This is a genomic window from Bacillus thermotolerans, from assembly GCF_000812025.2.
Lineage (GTDB): Bacteria > Bacillota > Bacilli > Bacillales > Domibacillaceae > Quasibacillus > Quasibacillus thermotolerans.
In genome coordinates, this window is record NZ_JWJE02000003.1 from 82,074 (window position 1) to 98,946 (window position 16,873).

At 46.5% G+C, this 16,873-nt stretch carries 18 protein-coding genes; 2 read left to right on the forward strand and 16 right to left on the reverse strand.

The genetic code is table 11. The annotated features are described in order from the left end of the window. Positions 1-67 precede the first annotated feature (67 nt). From QY97_RS02380 to nirB, 13 genes are all read right to left on the reverse strand, one after another. Positions 68-1,222, reverse strand: a complete 1,155-nt coding sequence (locus QY97_RS02380; protein ID WP_039230877.1) for a trans-sulfuration enzyme family protein — start codon at positions 1,220-1,222, stop codon at positions 68-70. An 83-nt stretch (positions 1,223-1,305) separates the two neighbouring features. Next, positions 1,306-1,887 carry a redoxin domain-containing protein gene (locus QY97_RS02385; protein WP_039230879.1) on the reverse strand — a complete coding sequence of 194 codons (582 nt, stop codon included), beginning with the start codon at positions 1,885-1,887 and terminating at the stop codon, positions 1,306-1,308. Then, positions 1,880-2,464: a hypothetical protein gene (locus QY97_RS19440; protein WP_052717117.1), complete on the reverse strand. Its 585-nt coding sequence runs from the start codon at positions 2,462-2,464 to the stop codon at positions 1,880-1,882. The genes QY97_RS02385 and QY97_RS19440 overlap by 8 nt, the downstream gene beginning before the upstream one ends. 176 nt (positions 2,465-2,640) lie before the next feature. Next, a complete protein-coding gene (locus tag QY97_RS19770) occupies positions 2,641-2,739 on the reverse strand; it encodes a YjcZ family sporulation protein (protein WP_082090084.1) in 99 nt (32 codons plus the stop codon). A 163-nt stretch (positions 2,740-2,902) separates the two neighbouring features. Further along, entirely contained in the window at positions 2,903-4,270 is a 1,368-nt protein-coding gene (locus QY97_RS02395) for a murein hydrolase activator EnvC family protein (RefSeq protein WP_039230881.1), read from the reverse strand. 49 nt (positions 4,271-4,319) lie between these two features. After that, positions 4,320-5,204 carry a permease-like cell division protein FtsX gene (gene ftsX, locus QY97_RS02400; RefSeq protein ID WP_039230883.1) on the reverse strand — a complete coding sequence of 295 codons (885 nt, stop codon included), beginning with the start codon at positions 5,202-5,204 and terminating at the stop codon, positions 4,320-4,322. Beyond that, the gene (gene ftsE, locus QY97_RS02405; RefSeq protein ID WP_039230887.1) at positions 5,194-5,880 is read right to left on the reverse strand and encodes a cell division ATP-binding protein FtsE; all 687 of its coding nucleotides are present in this window, start codon (positions 5,878-5,880) and stop codon (positions 5,194-5,196) included. The genes ftsX and ftsE overlap by 11 nt, the downstream gene beginning before the upstream one ends. A gap of 317 nt (positions 5,881-6,197) precedes the next feature. Continuing rightward, a complete protein-coding gene (cccB, locus tag QY97_RS02410; protein WP_039230890.1) occupies positions 6,198-6,557 on the reverse strand; it encodes a cytochrome c551 in 360 nt (119 codons plus the stop codon). Between the two features lie 349 nt (positions 6,558-6,906). Then, positions 6,907-7,746, reverse strand: a complete 840-nt coding sequence (locus tag QY97_RS02415; protein WP_039230893.1) for a formate/nitrite transporter family protein — start codon at positions 7,744-7,746, stop codon at positions 6,907-6,909. A 208-nt stretch (positions 7,747-7,954) separates the two neighbouring features. After that, a complete protein-coding gene (locus QY97_RS02420) occupies positions 7,955-8,692 on the reverse strand; it encodes a sirohydrochlorin chelatase (protein ID WP_039230896.1) in 738 nt (245 codons plus the stop codon). Next, positions 8,689-9,477: a uroporphyrinogen-III C-methyltransferase gene (gene cobA / locus QY97_RS02425; RefSeq protein ID WP_039230900.1), complete on the reverse strand. Its 789-nt coding sequence runs from the start codon at positions 9,475-9,477 to the stop codon at positions 8,689-8,691. The genes QY97_RS02420 and cobA overlap by 4 nt, the downstream gene beginning before the upstream one ends. A gap of 59 nt (positions 9,478-9,536) precedes the next feature. Beyond that, positions 9,537-9,863, reverse strand: coding sequence for a nitrite reductase small subunit NirD (gene nirD, locus QY97_RS02430; protein WP_039230903.1), 327 nt, complete (start codon positions 9,861-9,863; stop codon positions 9,537-9,539). Positions 9,864-9,884: 21 nt separating this feature from the next. Beyond that, entirely contained in the window at positions 9,885-12,290 is a 2,406-nt protein-coding gene (gene nirB, locus QY97_RS02435) for a nitrite reductase large subunit NirB (protein ID WP_039230906.1), read from the reverse strand. Positions 12,291-12,545: 255 nt separating this feature from the next. Between nirB and QY97_RS02440 the strand changes: the two genes are divergently transcribed. Together QY97_RS02440 and QY97_RS02445 are read left to right on the forward strand one after the other, a co-directional pair. Then, the gene (locus QY97_RS02440) at positions 12,546-12,887 is read left to right on the forward strand and encodes a MerR family transcriptional regulator (RefSeq protein WP_039230909.1); all 342 of its coding nucleotides are present in this window, start codon (positions 12,546-12,548) and stop codon (positions 12,885-12,887) included. Between the two features lie 133 nt (positions 12,888-13,020). Further along, entirely contained in the window at positions 13,021-13,680 is a 660-nt protein-coding gene (locus tag QY97_RS02445; RefSeq protein WP_039230912.1) for a GntR family transcriptional regulator, read from the forward strand. Positions 13,681-13,746: 66 nt separating this feature from the next. Here the strand turns inward: QY97_RS02445 and brnQ are convergent, their stop codons facing one another. From brnQ to QY97_RS02460, 3 genes are all read right to left on the reverse strand, one after another. Beyond that, complete coding sequence (gene brnQ, locus QY97_RS02450; protein WP_039230914.1) at positions 13,747-15,108, reverse strand: branched-chain amino acid transport system II carrier protein; 1,362 nt, start codon at positions 15,106-15,108, stop codon at positions 13,747-13,749. Between the two features lie 289 nt (positions 15,109-15,397). Continuing rightward, positions 15,398-16,496, reverse strand: a protein-coding gene (gene prfB, locus QY97_RS02455) for a peptide chain release factor 2 (RefSeq protein WP_099098523.1) whose coding sequence is annotated in 2 segments (ribosomal slippage) — positions 15,398-16,423 and positions 16,425-16,496 — 1,098 coding nt in all. Because the reading frame shifts where the segments join, the coding sequence is not laid out codon by codon here. Between the two features lie 37 nt (positions 16,497-16,533). Then, complete coding sequence (locus tag QY97_RS02460; protein ID WP_039230917.1) at positions 16,534-16,857, reverse strand: hypothetical protein; 324 nt, start codon at positions 16,855-16,857, stop codon at positions 16,534-16,536. Between the last annotated feature and the right edge of the window lie 16 nt (positions 16,858-16,873).

Consider the following 16,873-nt stretch of genomic DNA (forward strand, 5'->3'; position numbering starts at 1 on the left):
GTTATGAACAAAAAAAGCCAGCGCCCCGGCGTATTCAAACATCCGGGGGCTGGCTTTGCTGTACTCTTCAATTAGCTTCAACGGCAGATTCGGAAAGCGCCGCATGAATCTGCCGGATAATATCCGCAGACTCCTCAATTCCTACCGAAATACGAACGAGCCGCTCATTAATATTCAGTTTCGCTTTCTCTTCATCCGTTAGGGAGCGATGAGAAGTGCCCAGCGGATAAGATACCGTTGTTTCGACACCGGCCAAAGACGGAACAATTTTAATCCAGCCGAGAGAGGAGAAGAAACGGCTCATGTTTGTCCCTTCCTCCAGTTCAACGGTAACCATGGCGCCGCGTCCTTGCTCAGAGACATACTCAGGGTAGTAGACACGTTTCACCTGACTGTGCTCTTCTAGAAAGCCGGCCAGCTCCTCTGCATTGTCTATTTGTCTTTCCATGCGAACAGCTAATGTTTTCAACCCCCGGCAGGCCAGCCATGATTCAAACGGACTTAAGTTCAGCCCCAGGTTGCTCACCTTGCTGCGCGCTTTTTGAATCAGCTCCGTACGACCTGTGACGACACCGGCAGAAACATCGCTGTGGCCGCCAATATATTTTGTCGCGCTATGAACGACTAAATCTACCCCCTGCGTGTAAGGCTTCAGCAAATAAGGCGTCGCAAACGTATTATCCACCATTGTAGACAGCCCATGCTTCTTCGCTATTTCAGTCACAGTGTCGATATCTTCTACACGAAGAAAAGGGTTCGTAACTGATTCCGTGTAAATCAATTTCGTGTTTGGCTGAATCGCTTTCTCAACAGCTGTGTGATTGCGGAAATTTACAAAGGTCGTTTCAATGCCAAACGTCTTTAGCTCTTCCTTGATAAGGTGATAGGTGCCGCCATACAAGTCGCTCGCAGCCACTAAGTGATCGCCGCTCTCTGCTACCGATAAAATGCCGGCTAAAATCGCACCAAGTCCTGAGGAAGCAGCTACGCCATCTGGTGCTTCTTCTAAAGTAGCCACGCTCTGCGCCAGCTCATCTGAATTAGGATGGCCGTTTCTTGTATACAAATAAGGGGTCTTTCCTTCAAAGTATCCTTCCATTTCTTCCAAGCTATCAAATGAAAAGACAGATGTTTGATAGATGGGTGTCGATTTGCTCTTAAACGGACGGGATTCCTGTAAATGATTATGTACAGCTTTCGTTCTAAATGATGGTCCTCTCATGTTCTCCACTCCTTCTTTCCTTTCATCTTACCATACACGAACGCCAAAAGGCCGAGCTCCTTTTAAAGAGATCGGCCTTCGCTTCATTTCATCTCGTTCACAAGATCCTTCATCATCTGCTCGTCCATTGGGCCGATAATCTTTTGATGGATCGTTCCATCTGTATTCACAATATAAGAGGTAGGGATCGTTACAATGTCATACCGTTCTCCAGCTGTTCCGCTCTCATCCAGAGGGATGGGGAACGTGAGCCCGTACTGCTTCACAAAATCAGCAACGGCTTTCTTTCCATTGTCCTGGCTCATTAAATTCACGGCTAAAATTTCTACATTGCTTTCTTCTGCCTGTTCTTCATAGAAGGACTGCATATGCGGCATTTCCGCCTTGCACGGGGGGCACCATGTCGCCCAGAAATTCAAAATCACTTTCTTTCCCCTGTAATCAGAGAGCAAGACCTCTTTTCCATCCAACGTCTGAAGCTTAAAATCTGGTGCCTTCTCACCTACCCCAAGCCCGACAGCCGCTCCTGAAGCAATCTGCTCGTCCGTTACCTTTAGGCCTGGATTCTCAATCTCCGTAATTTCCTGTCTATCCTTCATGATATTAATAATGGCAATGCCGGCAAGCAAAACAAGGACCAGCACGCCGAACCATTTCTTAGCCAACGTGTTTCCTCCTTCCGATGAAAGTAAAAAAGCAAGCCACACTCACATATAGCAGGCTGCTAGGCGAGAACAGCTCATCCGCTAATGACATAAATAAAAGCTGCCAGAGTGTCAGCAGCCAAACCGTCCGGCCGGCTTCCCTTCTCGGAATAGCCAGCAGTGCCACTCCTCCCGCAAACTGAAGAAATGCCAGAACACCGGCTTGTCCGGTTAGCAAAGAATCAGCCATACCGAACACGATCAGGACGAGCATCCACACCCAAGCTGCCAGCATATACTTTTCGCGGGGACAGCGCCAGGCAAGATACATAAGCGCCAGTGCCGCACCCAGCCAAACGCCTTTCCAGCCGCCATTGAAGTACAGCAGAGAGAGCGGCGTCTGTTTGACAATGGAAAAATTAAATAGAAGAATGCTCAGCTTCCATGTAAAAATAAACACAAACACAGCATTCCCATACACATCCAGCATCAGCCTCTCCTTTTTCAGCCAAAGGATGAGGGCCGCTAACAAAAACGCAATCACCATGGCAATTTGGGAGGCTGGCACCGTTAAGGAACCAATTGTCCACCAATTCATATCATCAATATTCCTTCTTTAGCAAAAATAGTCGTAAAAACAGCAAGTTTTGCGTATACCCATTGCTCCCTCCATTATAACAAGTCTTCTTCCGTCATGGGAGAAGAAGCGCAGCGCTGCACAAACAAAACAGGCTGCCCATACAGGCAGCCTGCCGTTCCTCTCCCATCATCTAATTAGTAGCCCCCGCCAATATAGGCACAGCCTACGATGATTAAGAGGATGAACAAGACTACAATTAGCGCAAAGCCGCTTCCGTATCCGCCACCGCTCATACTTTGCACCCCCTCTTAGTACCGCTTACAATTACAGGTTATTCGAAAAGAGAGATATTGCGTGGGCCATCGCCCAAGTGCCAATCTTTAACCTGCGGCTGGCATGAAACAGAAAAGCTGCTTTCAGAAGCCAAACAGCCTTCCGAAAACAGCTTTCGTTTCATTAAAAGTTAATATATTTAGCTGGATCTACTGCATTCTCTTTCGATTGCGTCCATGGCCCTTCATGAATTTCAAAGTGCAAATGCTGGCCATACGAACGGCCGGTGTTGCCCATGTAACCAATGACTTGGCCTTTTGATACCTCGCCGCTCTGTACGACGCGTTCAGACATATGAGCGTAAACGGTCGTGTATACTTTTCCATTAATAGAATGCGAGATGAAAATGGCATTTCCATAGCTGGAAGAATAATAGGAACGGCTGACAACCCCGTCAGCTGCAGCTACAATCGGCACGCTGACGCTGTTCGCGATATCGATTCCCTTATGGTTGCCTAGGCTTCTATGACCGAAGCCTGAAGATAAATGCCCTTCCGCAGGGCGCATGAACATCCCTGATGAAACAGCTGGAGTGTCTGACGAGCGGCTCGCTGAAGCCACCTTTGTTTCCTCCTTAGCTGGAGCTTCAGCAGCGGCTGAAGCTTGAGCTTGGCTTTCCTTTTCACGTGCCGCTGCCTGCTCGCGCTCTTTCTGCGCTTGTTCACGAGCAAGTCGTTCACGCTCTTTTCTCGCTTCTTCTTCCTTTTTAATGCGTTCTTTCTCTGAAGCAATCGCCTGCTGAATAGATGATTTTTGTGAAGCGAGCAGCTGCTGCTCTTCCTCTAGACCTAGCTTCTGATTATGCGCCTTATCTTCCTCTGTAGCAAGCTGCTGCATAACCTCGTTTTTCTCTGCTTTTTTCTTATTCAGGCCTTCCTTCATCTTCTCCAGGTCTGCCAGCATGCTTTCAAGACTGGATAGTTTCTCTTTTAATTTCTTTTCCGAGGCTTCTAGCTCTGCTTTATCTTTCTCCTGCTGCTCTAAGATCTCTTTGTCTGCATTGACAAGTGTTGTGACGGCATTAGCCCGGCTGATGAAGTCACTGAAGCTCTTAGCGCCAAGCAATACATCAATATAGCTGGCGGAGCCACCGTTCTCTTGAATGGTGCGGGCCCGTTCTGCTAATACTACATTCCGCTCTTCGATCCGCTTTTCCAGCTCTGCAATTTTCTTCTTAAGCTCTTCGATTTCCGCTTTTGTATCAGCAATTTCCTTCTGCTTCTCACGGATTTGCTTTTCTGTCTTTGTAATAGACTGATCAAGCTTTTTAATCTCAGCTGATATCCTTTCCTGCTGGTTTCTCAGCTCAGTAATGGTCTGTTTCTTTTCTTCAATCTTGTCTTTGATCGTCGAGTGTTCACTTTCAATCTTATATTGACGGTTTTCAAGATCGGATAACTTCGAGGCAGAAGCTCCGTCTGCCCCTCCGAAGACACTGCCGAACCCTAGTGACATAGCTAAAGCGGTTGTCACACCTATACGTTTCTTCAAAATCCAGTACTCCTCTCTTCTCCCCAAAAATTCTTTTGATCTATTAAAATTACACTTTCAAAAATCTGCGAACAGCCATAAAGCTTCCCCAAATGCCGATGAAGGCCCCAATCAGCAGCATAATACCGCTCACTTGCCAGATGAATGGGAAATAAGAAAGCGGCTGGATAAAGTGGCCTTGTGTATGCCCTTTAATGAAGTCCTCTACGTAGGAATAGCCAACCGCTACAGCGGCAATCGGCAGGATGGAACCGATTAAGCCCAGCCACATCCCTTCCAGTAAAAACGGCCAGCGGATAAACCAGTTGGTCGCCCCTACCAATCTCATAATCTCGATTTCTTTGCGGCGTGCAAAGATAGTCATTCGAATCGTGTTAGAGATCAGAAACATCGCGGCAAATAGAAGAAGAAGGCTAAGAACAAACCCGATGTTCCGGCTCATTTCCAGAAGATTAAATAGCCGGTCCACTTTCTGTTCACCGTACACAGCCTGTTCTACATGGTCTAACTGCTGGATCTTCTTCGCTGCTTTTGCCGTATCTTCCGGCTGCTTCGTTTTCACTACATACACGTCATAGAGCGGGTTGTTCTGCTTAAATAACCCGAAATCTTCCCCAAGATCTTTAATTAAGTTCTGAAGCTCCTGCTCTTTCGATGAATATGTAACACTATCTACCTCAGGAAGACCCTTCAGCTGTTCCTCCAGCGCCTGCTGCTCGGCATCCGTCGTTTCCAGTGCAATTAACACCCGTACTTCTACATCGTTTTCAATGTCCGTTGCCACTTTATTCAAGTTAAGCAATACCGTCAGGAAGACTCCGACAAGCAAAAGAGTCACTGTGACGGCTGATACAGCGGCGAATGACATCCACGCATTACGGCCAAGGTTCTTGAAGCTCTCTCGAAAATGGCGGCGAAATGTACTAGGCTTCATATCCGTAATCCCCCCGCTGCTCATCCCGGACAATTCTTCCATCCTCGATCGCAATCACCCGGCGGCGGATCGTATTGACGATGTCCCTGTTATGCGTAGCCATAACGATGGTTGTGCCTTGTACGTTAATCTTCTCAAATATATTAACGATGTCCCATGCTGTGTCCGGGTCAAGGTTGCCTGTCGGTTCATCTGCAATGACAACCTTTGGCTTATTTACGATGGAACGAGCAATTGAGACGCGCTGCTGTTCACCGCCTGATAACTCAGAAGGCAGCATCTTAGCCTTGTCTTTTAACCCGACAAGCTGCAGCACTTCCGTTACACGCTTTTTGATAATAGCTGGTTTTTCTTCAATGGCCTCCAGCGCAAAAGCAACATTCTCATAAGCCGTCAAGGACGGCAGAAGCTTGAAATCCTGAAAGACAACGCCTACCTGCCGGCGAAGCTTCGGAACCTGGCTATCCTTCAGCTTTGATAAGTCTGTTCCGTTAACGATGACCCGTCCGCTTGTCGGCTTCTCTTCTCTATACATCATCTTTATGAAAGTCGACTTACCGGCACCGCTCGGACCGACGACATAAACGAATTCACCTTGCTGAATAGAAACGTCAATGCCTTGCAAAGCCGTTACCCCATTCGGGTATTTCTTCGTCACGCCTTTCATATTTATCATGTAATCACCTATCGTTTTTTGTCATTTATGCAAGAAAGAGAGGTTTTTACGACACCTCTCTCAAATCCAGATTTATTATATCATCGAATAAATCTTTGTTAAGGCATATTTATATTACAGTTTCTTTTCCTTTTGTAACATATATCGACTAATTTCAACATTCCTTGAGGAAAGGAGGTGAAAGAGAGGAAGAAACCGGTGTTTTAACCATTGAAAAGAATGAAATATTTTGTAATAGGAAGCAAGCGAAAAATCGCCACAATTTATCCAAAAAAAGAATGCAGCCCTATGACTGCATTCTTTGCTGTTGCATTTGCTTATTTTTTAGCAGCAAGCCACTCTGCTACTGCATCGGCTTCTTCACCTTGAACGATGTTCGGAGGCATGTTGCCTTTACCGTTCTCAATGATGTTCAGGATTTCATCTTTGCTGTACTTGCTTCCTACTGTTTCAAGTGCAGGACCAGCACCGCCTTCAAGATTTCCTCCGTGGCAGCTCACACAGCTTTGCTGATATACTTCTTCACCTTGAGCAGCATTGGCTGTTTCTTCTGTTCCTTCGCCACCGCCGCCATTGTTGCCGCCTTCTTCTCCAGCGTCTTCACCACCGCCGCCGCATGCAGCAAGGGCCATAGACGAGCCAAGCAGAAGGGCCATTAACGATTTCTTGAATTCCATAATCTCTCCTCCTAGAAAAAAATGTGCACACAGGTTGATTATAACAAATTCTTGTTGCCGTTCATCCATTCTTCCGTGAAGAATCTTCTGACAAATTGGTGACACCAAGAAAAGTCCATCAGGCATTCACCTCTCCCGCCGCACGGCTGGCGGGATTGTGTATGTAATGCTCTGGTACGCACTTTTTATTGTTATAATAACCAGTTCCTTTTCATTTAAACGCAAATCCAGCAATTATTTTAGCTAGCTTCTAAACGGCAGATGAATGCAGGCTAGGAAAAGAGAGAAAATAAAGAGGAGTGACAGGCAAAAAAACAGCCGCTGCCTGAATCATGAAAGCAGCGGGCAACTATTCTCTTCTTTGTATACCTGCTTTCGGAAGATTGGTCTGCACCGTTTGCAGCAGCTGGTTGGATACTTCCTTTGCCTGGACGAGCGAAAGTGCACAAGCGGCAAATAACAAGCCGCCGAGAAGGTTACCCGTAAGCACCGGCAGCTCATTCCATAGCCACCAGTCTGCTACACTAACATCGGCGCCAAGCAGCATCCCCGCCGGAATGGCGTACATGTTGACAACGGCATGCTCGAAGCTTTGCGAAAAGAAAATGATCATTAAAAAGCCGGTTGAAATCACCTTGCCGCCTTTTGAGCGAGAAAGCATAATGAATACAATGCCCAGTGTGACGAGAAAGTTACATACGATAGCTTTCATCAGAACGACGAATACCCCTGGTGCTCCTAATTCAGCGTAAGCAGTGGTTTTCGCTTCTGCTGCTGAAGCCATACTGTGAGCAGCTGCTTCATTAAAATGAGCAGCCCAGCCGGCATAAGCTAAAGCGTACAGAATACCCCCGGTCAAGTGCCCGAAAATCACCCATCCCCAGCGGGCAAGCATTCCTTTATATACAGCCTTTTTCTCCATAACCGCCATTGGGAGAAAAGCAAAACTTCCAGTGACTAATTCCAATTTAAGAATGAATAGTAAAGACAGGCAAGCGACAATTATGAATAGGATCGCTAGACCCAGCTGCGGCTCTCCTTTTGCCATGGAGGCTAGCGTGACGCCAAAGCCGAGAAGCACTGCCGCTGCTGCTCCTTTTACTGTCAAATGAAGAATGGAAGACTGGGCCTTTCTCTCACCCGCTTGAATCATGACGTCGACTATGTACTCAGGTTTTATATATGCCATTGTTTCCACCCTTTCGCCTGAATGTGTTCTTATTCATTCCATCAGGATTGAATATAGATATGATTATAAAAGGGAAGGAACGGCGCCTCTACAAACGGGTGAGGTAACCTTACATACTTTTCAAGAAGGAATGTGAGATTTCTCTCTTTTCTCTCTCTTAGCTGCTCTTTCGCCGCTACATATTCTCACATGCTTGAGAGCGGTACAGTTACCTATCAGGCAGCACTTTCTTTATTCTTTCTACAAGAACCCGATAGACGGCCGGATGGCTTCCTAAGCTTTCACATAGCACGACTCCTTTAGCTGCCGACAGTGAACAGATGGCCCGCTTCATCTTATTTATTAATACACCATTAAACAGCAAATAAGGAACGACGAGAACGGCGTCTACTTCCTCTTCTTCCAGAGTTTCTGCGAGTACCTGATCAAACCTCGGTTCTGCTGCTGCCAAGAAGCCGCTCTTTACATAATGGCCGCTCATATGTGACCGAAACAGCTGAACAACCTCTCGAAATGCTTCTTTCGCTTCTACATCACTCGTGCCGCGGCCCACTAACAAGATCGCCGGCCGCTTTGCTTTCAGAGGTCTTTTCTCGTTCACCCGTTCAATTAAAAGAGCAATGAGCCGCTCATGTACACCAAACGGTTCACCGAGAGAGACAACGACAAAGGGAAACATTGACTTCAAGACATTCAGCCTTTCAGGAATGTCCTGCTTTACATGCCCTGCAGCGAATAAAAAAAGAGGAACGACGGCTATTTCTGTCGCTCCTCTCTCAACACAGCGGCAAAACCCTTCTTCTATCGTCGGTTTTGCTAGCTCTAAAAAGCCAATTTCTTGAATAGGCACCGACATGAAGCGCTTGGCCTTTTCCACGAATGCGACGGCTTCCTGATACCCGTCCTTTGAGCGGCTGCCATGACATACGTATAAGATTCCCTTCATACGCGCCCACCTGATGTCGTTAGCCATTCTATTTCTTCTGAAAGCCGCTCTGGAAACCAGGCAAACTTTTCTCTTAGTCGTACGACTTCCCCTACGACAATGATGCTTGGATTGGCCACTTGTTCCCTCTTTGCGATCTCCGCCATCGTATGCAGCGTGCCCGTAACGGTTCTTTGCTTATCTGTAGTACCAGAATGAATAACTGCCGCTGGCGTGTCAGCCGCCTTTCCATGATGCATGAGAGCTTCGCAAATGTCCTCAAGATGGGCCATCCCCATGTAGATAATGAGTGTATCCACCGCATGGGCTAAGCTCCTCCAGTCCACCTCTTTCCTATTATCCTTCGAGCGGTGCCCCGTTACGACAGCGAACGAGCTGCTTTTCTCCCTATGAGTAACAGGGATGCCCGCATAAGCCGGAGCGGCGATTCCCGATGTGATACCTGGAATAATTTCATACGGGATGCCCCTTTCAGCAAGTACCACCGCTTCTTCCGCTCCCCTGCCAAATACAAGGGGGTCCCCTCCCTTCAAGCGGGTCACCGTCTTTCCCTGCTTCGCAAACTTAATTAATAGCTGCTGAATCGTTGTCTGGTTCATCACGTGGCAGCTCGGATACTTCCCGCAAAAAACTAACGTGGCCTCTGGTTTTGCTTCTTTCAGCAGCCGTTTATTGACGAGCCGGTCGTATAAAATCACATCTGCCTGCTGGATACACTTTAGCGCCTTTACAGTAATTAAATCCGGGTCACCAGGACCAGCTCCAACTAAATAGACTCTTCCCATTGCCCTCACTCCTCGCTCTTAGCCGTATTTCTATGCTGGCGGCCTGCTCCGCCTATTCCTTAGAGATCCTCAAGCAGAAGATACACATCGCCGTTCTCGACCTCCACTTGAAAGGTCTGTACACAGCCGCCTCCCGCTTCTTCGACCTTTCCGCTGCATATATCAACCTTCCAGTCATGCATAGGGCAGAACACGCGATTGCCGCTCACTATTCCCTCGGAGAGCACGCCTCCCTTGTGCGGACAGCGATTTTCAACCGCTCGAATGTTTCCGTCCGCCAAATGAAAGAGCGCAATTTCATAATTTCCTGCATGTACCCTTTTTCCGATTCCTTTTGGCACTTCATTCACCGTTGCTACTTTAATTCGCTGCAGTGTGTTCTCCATCTTATTTTCCTCCCGAATAATTTATTTAGACAGCACAGGAATGCTCACATGTTCATACAGCTCTTTTCGGAGCGCCGGACTTTCAACCACTTCCTTCCAGGGCTCCTTTGCCACAGACAGCGCTTCATCCAATCGCTCATTCAATTGAGCTCTTGCGGCTTGATCCTCTACTACGACTGCTCTAATGGTCTCCAGCTTCATCCGTTCCAGCCATTTAGAGGTTCTCTCTAAGTAATGGGCAGTTTCACGGTAGAATTGGATATACGCACCGGCTATCTCGAGCACTTCTTCACTCGTCTTTACCTTACACAGCAAATCGGCTGCTCTTAAATGCGTTCCACCATTTCCTCCCGCGTACAGCTCCCATGCCCCCTCTACTCCCACAATGCCCAAGTCTTTAATGCCCGACTCTGCACAGTTTCGAGGACAGGCGGATACCGCCATCTTTACTTTATGAGGAGTGCTAATTCGCTCAAGCTTTTTCTCTAAGGCAATGCCCAGGCTGATAGAATCCTGTGTACCGAAGCGGCAGAACTGTTCTCCTACGCATGTTTTTACGGTACGAAGTGTTTTTCCGTATGCATAGCCGGAAGGCATATCAAGATCCGCCCATACATTTGGGAGGTCTTCCTTCTTAATCCCAAACAAATCAATTCGCTGGCCTCCCGTCACTTTCACTAGCGGCACATCATACTTTTCAGCTACATCTGCAATCTTTCGCAGCTGAGCCGGATCTGTGACGCCGCCATACATTCTCGGGACAACCGAGTAAGTGCCGTCCTTTTGAATGTTGGCATGAAGGCGCTCATTTACAAAACGGGACTCTTTCTCATCCTCATATGTAACTGGATGAACCATATTTAAATAATAATTCAAAGCTGGCCGGCACGTAGAACAGCCCTCCTCTGTCTTCCAGTCAAGTACATTCATCACCTCACGTGTATAGGATAAATTCAGATCACGAATCGCTTCGACCACCTCGTCCCTGGATAAAGAGGTACAGCCGCATACCGGTTCATGCTCAGGAAGCTGTGCACTTTCACCGACCGTATGCTCAATCAGTTGGGCGACTAAGGGTTTGCATCCTCCGCACGAACGGGATGCACTCGTGCACGCTTTCACCTCGTCCACACTAGTCAGTCCTTGAGATGTAATCGCCTCAACAATCGCTCCTTTTGTTACGCCGTTACACCCGCATATAAGTTCATCCTTTGACATAGAAGCGACAAGGCTTTCTTCCTCCCTGCTTGCATGTAAATACTCAGATACGTCTGCGCCTTGATTAATCAGGCCTAGCAGTTGATTCCCTTCCGTTGTATCACCAAACAAGACGGCCCCGGTAATCTTTCCTTCTGTAATTAATACTTTTTTGTACGTACCTTCCCAGTCGTTAAAGGCTTTTATTGACTTTGTTTCTTCTTCCTCTATAATGCTGCCCGCCGAGAAAACATCCACGCCGGATACCTTCAGCTTAGTGAAGAGAACAGAGCCCTCATAAGGTTCACTTTCCAGGCCACAAACGGTTCTCGCCAGCACTTTCCCCTGCTCATACAAGGGAGCCACTAGTCCATACACCATCCCCCTGTGCTCTGCACACTCTCCAACTGCATATACATTCGTAATCTCAGTTTTCATATAATCATCTACCACAATCCCCCGGTTCACGGGAATGCCGCTTTCCGCTGCTACCTGGACATTCGGCTTCACCCCAACCGCCATAACGACTAAATCCGCTGGTATTTCGTCCCCATCCGCAAAGCGCAAACCCTCTACACGCCCGTCGCCAAGAATTTCAGCGGTTTGCTTTTCTAATAGAAAATTCATCCCTTGCTTTTCAAGCTCTGCCTTCAGCATATTCGCAGCTGTTCGATCGAGCTGCCTTTCCATTAAGAAGTCACCCAAGTGAACAACATCTACATCCATCCCTAAATTCAACAGGCCTCTAGCCGCTTCAAGCCCTAATAGCCCACCTCCAATCACGGCTGCTTTTTTGTACTTCAAGGAATAATCCATCATTTGCTCACAATCTTTTATATCCCTGAAAGCTGTCACCCCTTCTTTGTCTGCTCCTTTAATAGGAAGGATAAATGGCACAGAGCCTGTAGCGAAAATCAAATGATCATAGGGTATTTCCCTGCCGCTATCTGAATAGACGACCTGCCGACCAGGATCCACCTTTATGATCGTCTCTCCTGTATATAAAGTAATATTGTTATCTCTGTACCAGCTCCAGTCATTTAGAGTAATATCACTAATTGATGTATCTCCCTGCAGCACCTTCGACAGCTGGATACGGTCATAATTCGGATGAGGCTCGCTTCCAAATATGGTGATGTCAAAACGACCTCGGTCTATCCTTACTATTTCATCTATACAGCGCACACCAGCCATGCCGTTCCCAATTAACACTAGTTTTTCTCGTCCCATTTGCATGCCCTCCAATCGGTTATTTGCAAAAGTTGAATATGTTTCGAATTATAGAGAGAACCCGTCTGTTGCACCACAATCATGTTAATTAACCTTACAGCATTTTTCGGAGGCTTCTCTTTCCTCTTTTTATTTTCTTGTCAGATTTCCTTACATACTATTTCTTCCTTCCGTTCTCTTTGTGATATCCTTTATTTATAAACAATCAGTATATGAGATGAATGAGAATATAAAAAATTTGACGGGGTGAAGAAAATGAAGACGAAAGATCCTGCAAAAGATACCTCTTATAAATCCAAGAAAGTCATTTCTATCGGCATTGTACGGGAATTAACTGGTTTGTCAGAAAGACAGATTCGCTATTATGAAGAGAGAAAGCTTGTATTTCCTGAGCGCTCTAAAGGAGGCACACGAAAGTACTCCTTCGATGATATTGAATCCTTAATGGACATTGCCAATAAAATAGAGGATGGGGTACAAACCTATGAGATCCGGCAGGAAATGAAAAAAGAGAAGCAGCAGGACTACCGATCCATCCGAAACAAAATGCTGCGCGGCCAGTTAAATGCACGCTTTGGTGTTCAAAAAGGCATATAAGGTACGCTTCACCTATCCTAGTGAAGCCACCGATATATTAATATATTAGATTAATATATCGGTATACCGACGAAAGGCGTTTTCCTGTATACTATATATAAGTTAAATTTACTAGCAGGATGGTGAGCCTTTCATGCCAATACCAACAGATCACTCAAAGCCCATTCGAAAAACCGCTAAAGAAAGTGCATTCAGTCAGCTTCAGCAATGGATTATTGACGGCACCTTACTGCCGGGCGAGAAACTAAATGACAAAGAGCTGGCGGAAGCTCTAGGGGTAAGCAGAACTCCGGTCCGCGAATCATTGCAGCTCCTTGAATCCCAAGGATTTGTCAAAATGTATCCGGGCAGATCGACCGAGGTGACGGAAGTAGAGAAAGAGGCAATCAATGACCTTCTTCCTCCTTTGGCAGCACTGCAGGCATTATCGGCTGAATTAGCTATCCCTCATCTGACAGATGATGTTCTTGCATTACTGGAGCATAAAAACCAGCAGTTTGCTGAGGCCATCCGCACGGAAGATGACTTTTCCGCTCTAAAGATCGATGAGGAATTCCACCAAATTATCGTCGATACAGCCAATAACCCGTATATCTCAAACCTCCTTTCTTCCTTACAGGCTCATGTACGGAGGTTATTCTTCCACAATTCAATCGTGTTAACTGAGCAATCTATCGAAGAGCATCGTACCATTATCGGTGCACTGAAGCAGGGAGATGTCGAAGCCGTTTCTTCAGTCATGAAGACGAACTGGCTCCGTGCCATCGAAGAGTTTCGTTCACTGGATGCTTAACTTAACAACAAAAAAGCCGGCTCCTTTTTGAAGGAGCCGGCTTTTTTGGATCTAAATATATGCTTTTTATGACGATACTTCTTCTGCCGCTGGCAAATGCTGTATGCGGGCAATCACACCAGTGATTAAGATAACAGCTAATACCGGCAGCAGCCAGCCTAACCCTTGTCCATACAGAGGCAGGTATTGTTCGTAGAACGATATAACCGGCTGCATCCAAGAGAAATATTCCATACCGAACGTATCACAAAATGTTTTCAGGCCGTCGATGACACTTACCATAAACGCTGTGATCGTTGCTGCCACATACACAAGGCGTACATGGTTAAACATCGGTGACAGGAAGGTAAGAAGCATAAGCGTGATAGCCAGCGGATACAGAAGCATCAATACCGGCACAGAATACATAATGATGTTAGATAGGCCAAAGTTGGCAATCGTAAAGGAAAACAATGAGAAGAAAACAACGAATGCCTTATAGCTCACCTTCGGCACAATAGTATGGAAGTACTCTCCGCATGCTGTGATTAAGCCGATACTTGTTGTTAAGCAAGCAAGGATAATGATAATGGCTAATACCACCGACCCGAAGCTTCCAAAATAATAGGATGCTGCACTGCTAAGAACCGGACCGCCTGTATCAAAAAGGCCGACTGATTCGACACTTGTTGCGCCTAGATAAGCAATGCCGACATAAATAAGGGCAAGAAAGGCAGTAGCCACTAAGCCTGATTTCATCGTCGCAGACAGGATTTCACGTCTAGACGTAACACCCAGCGCACGAACTGCATTAATTACAATGATGCCAAATACCAATGAAGCAAGGGCATCCATAGTGTTGTAGCCTTCTAAGAACCCTTTTACAAACGCACCGTCCGTATAGGCGTCTTGAGATGCCTGTGGAGTTCCCATTGGATTTACGACAACCATTACTAATAGAGCAACTAAAAGGATAATGATCCCCGGTGATAAAATCTTACCGACACGATCGACGATCTTTGTTGGATTTAAGCATAACCACATTGTTATACCGAAGAAAATCAATGTGAAAATAAGTAATCCTACTTGTTGAGAACCGCCTACGAAAGGCGCAATCCCTATATCATAGGCGACTGTTCCTGTACGAGGAGTCGCAAAGAATGGGCCAATCGTTAAGTAAAGCAGCGATGTAAAGATCACTGCGTAAGTCGGATGGATCCGGCTCGCGAGTTCTTGTAAGTTCGCACTTCCTGAAAAGCCCATAGCCAAAATCCCCAGAAACGGCAAGCCCACTCCTGTGATCAGAAAGCCAATGGCTGCCGGCCAAAGGTTCGTTCCCGCATACTGGCCAAGCTGAGCTGGGAAGATTAAGTTCCCCGCCCCGAAAAACAAAGCAAATAACATAACGCCTATGACAAAATAGGACGAAAAGGACAGTTTAGTTTTCATAGTTATTCTCCTTAATCATATAAAGTCTATTGCATACTAACATTCCTTAGATCTGTATGCAATATATCAATAAAGTTATATTACTCGTATTTGTCGAATCTTGCAATATATTATCGTAAAATATTTTGAAGATTTAAAAATAACTTCTTGAAGAGCTTCCACTTTCCTGATTTTTGCCCAATCACAAACCAAAAGAGGAATGAATTGGCACACCTTTCCCTCGCATCTTTCAGACAAAAAAAGACCCTTTGCCAAGCAGCTCTCAGCAAAGGGCATGTGTTTGTTATTCTTACAGACGAGAACGCAAGTAAGCATTAATGAATGGTGTAATCTCTCCGTCCATAACCGCCTGTACATTTCCTGTTTCTTCATTTGTCCGATGATCTTTGACCATGGAATAAGGATGGAAGACATAGGAGCGAATTTGGCTTCCCCAGCCAATTTCTTTTTGCTCGCCGCGGATTTCCGCCAGCTCCGCCTCCTGCTCTTCAATCTTTTTCTGGTATAATTTTGCTTTCAGCATTTTCATGGCCTGTTCACGGTTTTTAATTTGGGACCGTTCGGATTGACATGTCACGACCGTATTCGTTGGCAAGTGGGTAATCCGCACGGCAGAATCCGTTGTATTGATATGCTGCCCGCCGGCGCCGCTGGCACGATACGTATCGATCTTTAAATCCTCTGTACGAATCTCAATTTCGATATCCTCGTTAAACTCCGGCATCACCTCGCACGATACGAACGAGGTATGACGGCGGCCTGACGAGTCAAACGGTGAAATACGCACAAGCCGATGAACACCTTTTTCCGCTTTCAGGTAGCCATAAGCGTTATGTCCTTTGAACAGAAGCGTCACACTTTTTAAGCCAGCTTCATCCCCAGGCAGGTAATCAAGTGTTTCCACCTTGAATCCTTGCTTCTCCCCCCAGCGTGTATACATGCGAAGAAGCATAGAACCGAAATCCTGAGACTCGGTTCCGCCAGCACCAGGATGAAGTTCAAGAATCGCATTGTTCTTATCATACGGCTCACTCAGCAAGAGCTGAAGCTCGAACTTCTCAATCCGCTCACGAAAACCGTCTATCTCGCCTTCCAGCTCGCTTTGCAGCTCTGCATCGTTTTCTTCCTTGGCTAGTTCATGAGTCAGCTCCAGGTTTTCCTGTGTTTCTACAAGATCCTTATACTCGTTGACAATTTCCTTCAGCGCATTAGATTCGTTGATCACCGCTTGAGCTGCCTGCTGATCATCCCAGAAGTTCGGATGAAGCATTTCATTTTCAAAAGAGGCAATGCGTTCCTCCTTCACTTCTAAGTCAAAGAGACCCCCTGAAGTCCGCTAATTTCTTAGCTGTTTTATCTAGCTCGTTTCTGATTTCAAATAGTTCCATATGAACACCTCTTCTTTTATATTCCTAACATTATTAGTCAATGATTCACCGTCTTAGCCCTTAGGTCAAATAACCTTCCTCCATGAAGTGAAAGAGCCACTTCCTGGCGGAAGAACATTTGCCGATCGGAGCAGAACAGGCGCTTTCGCTTTTCTCTTGTCCAGCTGCAGCGCCTTGCTCCTCGGGTCAAATAACCTTCCTCCATGAAGCGAAAGAGCCACTTCCTGGCGGAAGAACATTTGCCGATCGGAGCAGAACAGGCGCTTTCGCTTTTCTCTTGTCCAGCTGCGCCTCCTTGGGGCTCGAGGTCATATGTCTGTCCGGCTGTGCGGCAAACGGCGCCGCTTCGCCAGACGGACATATGCTTGTCGCCCCAC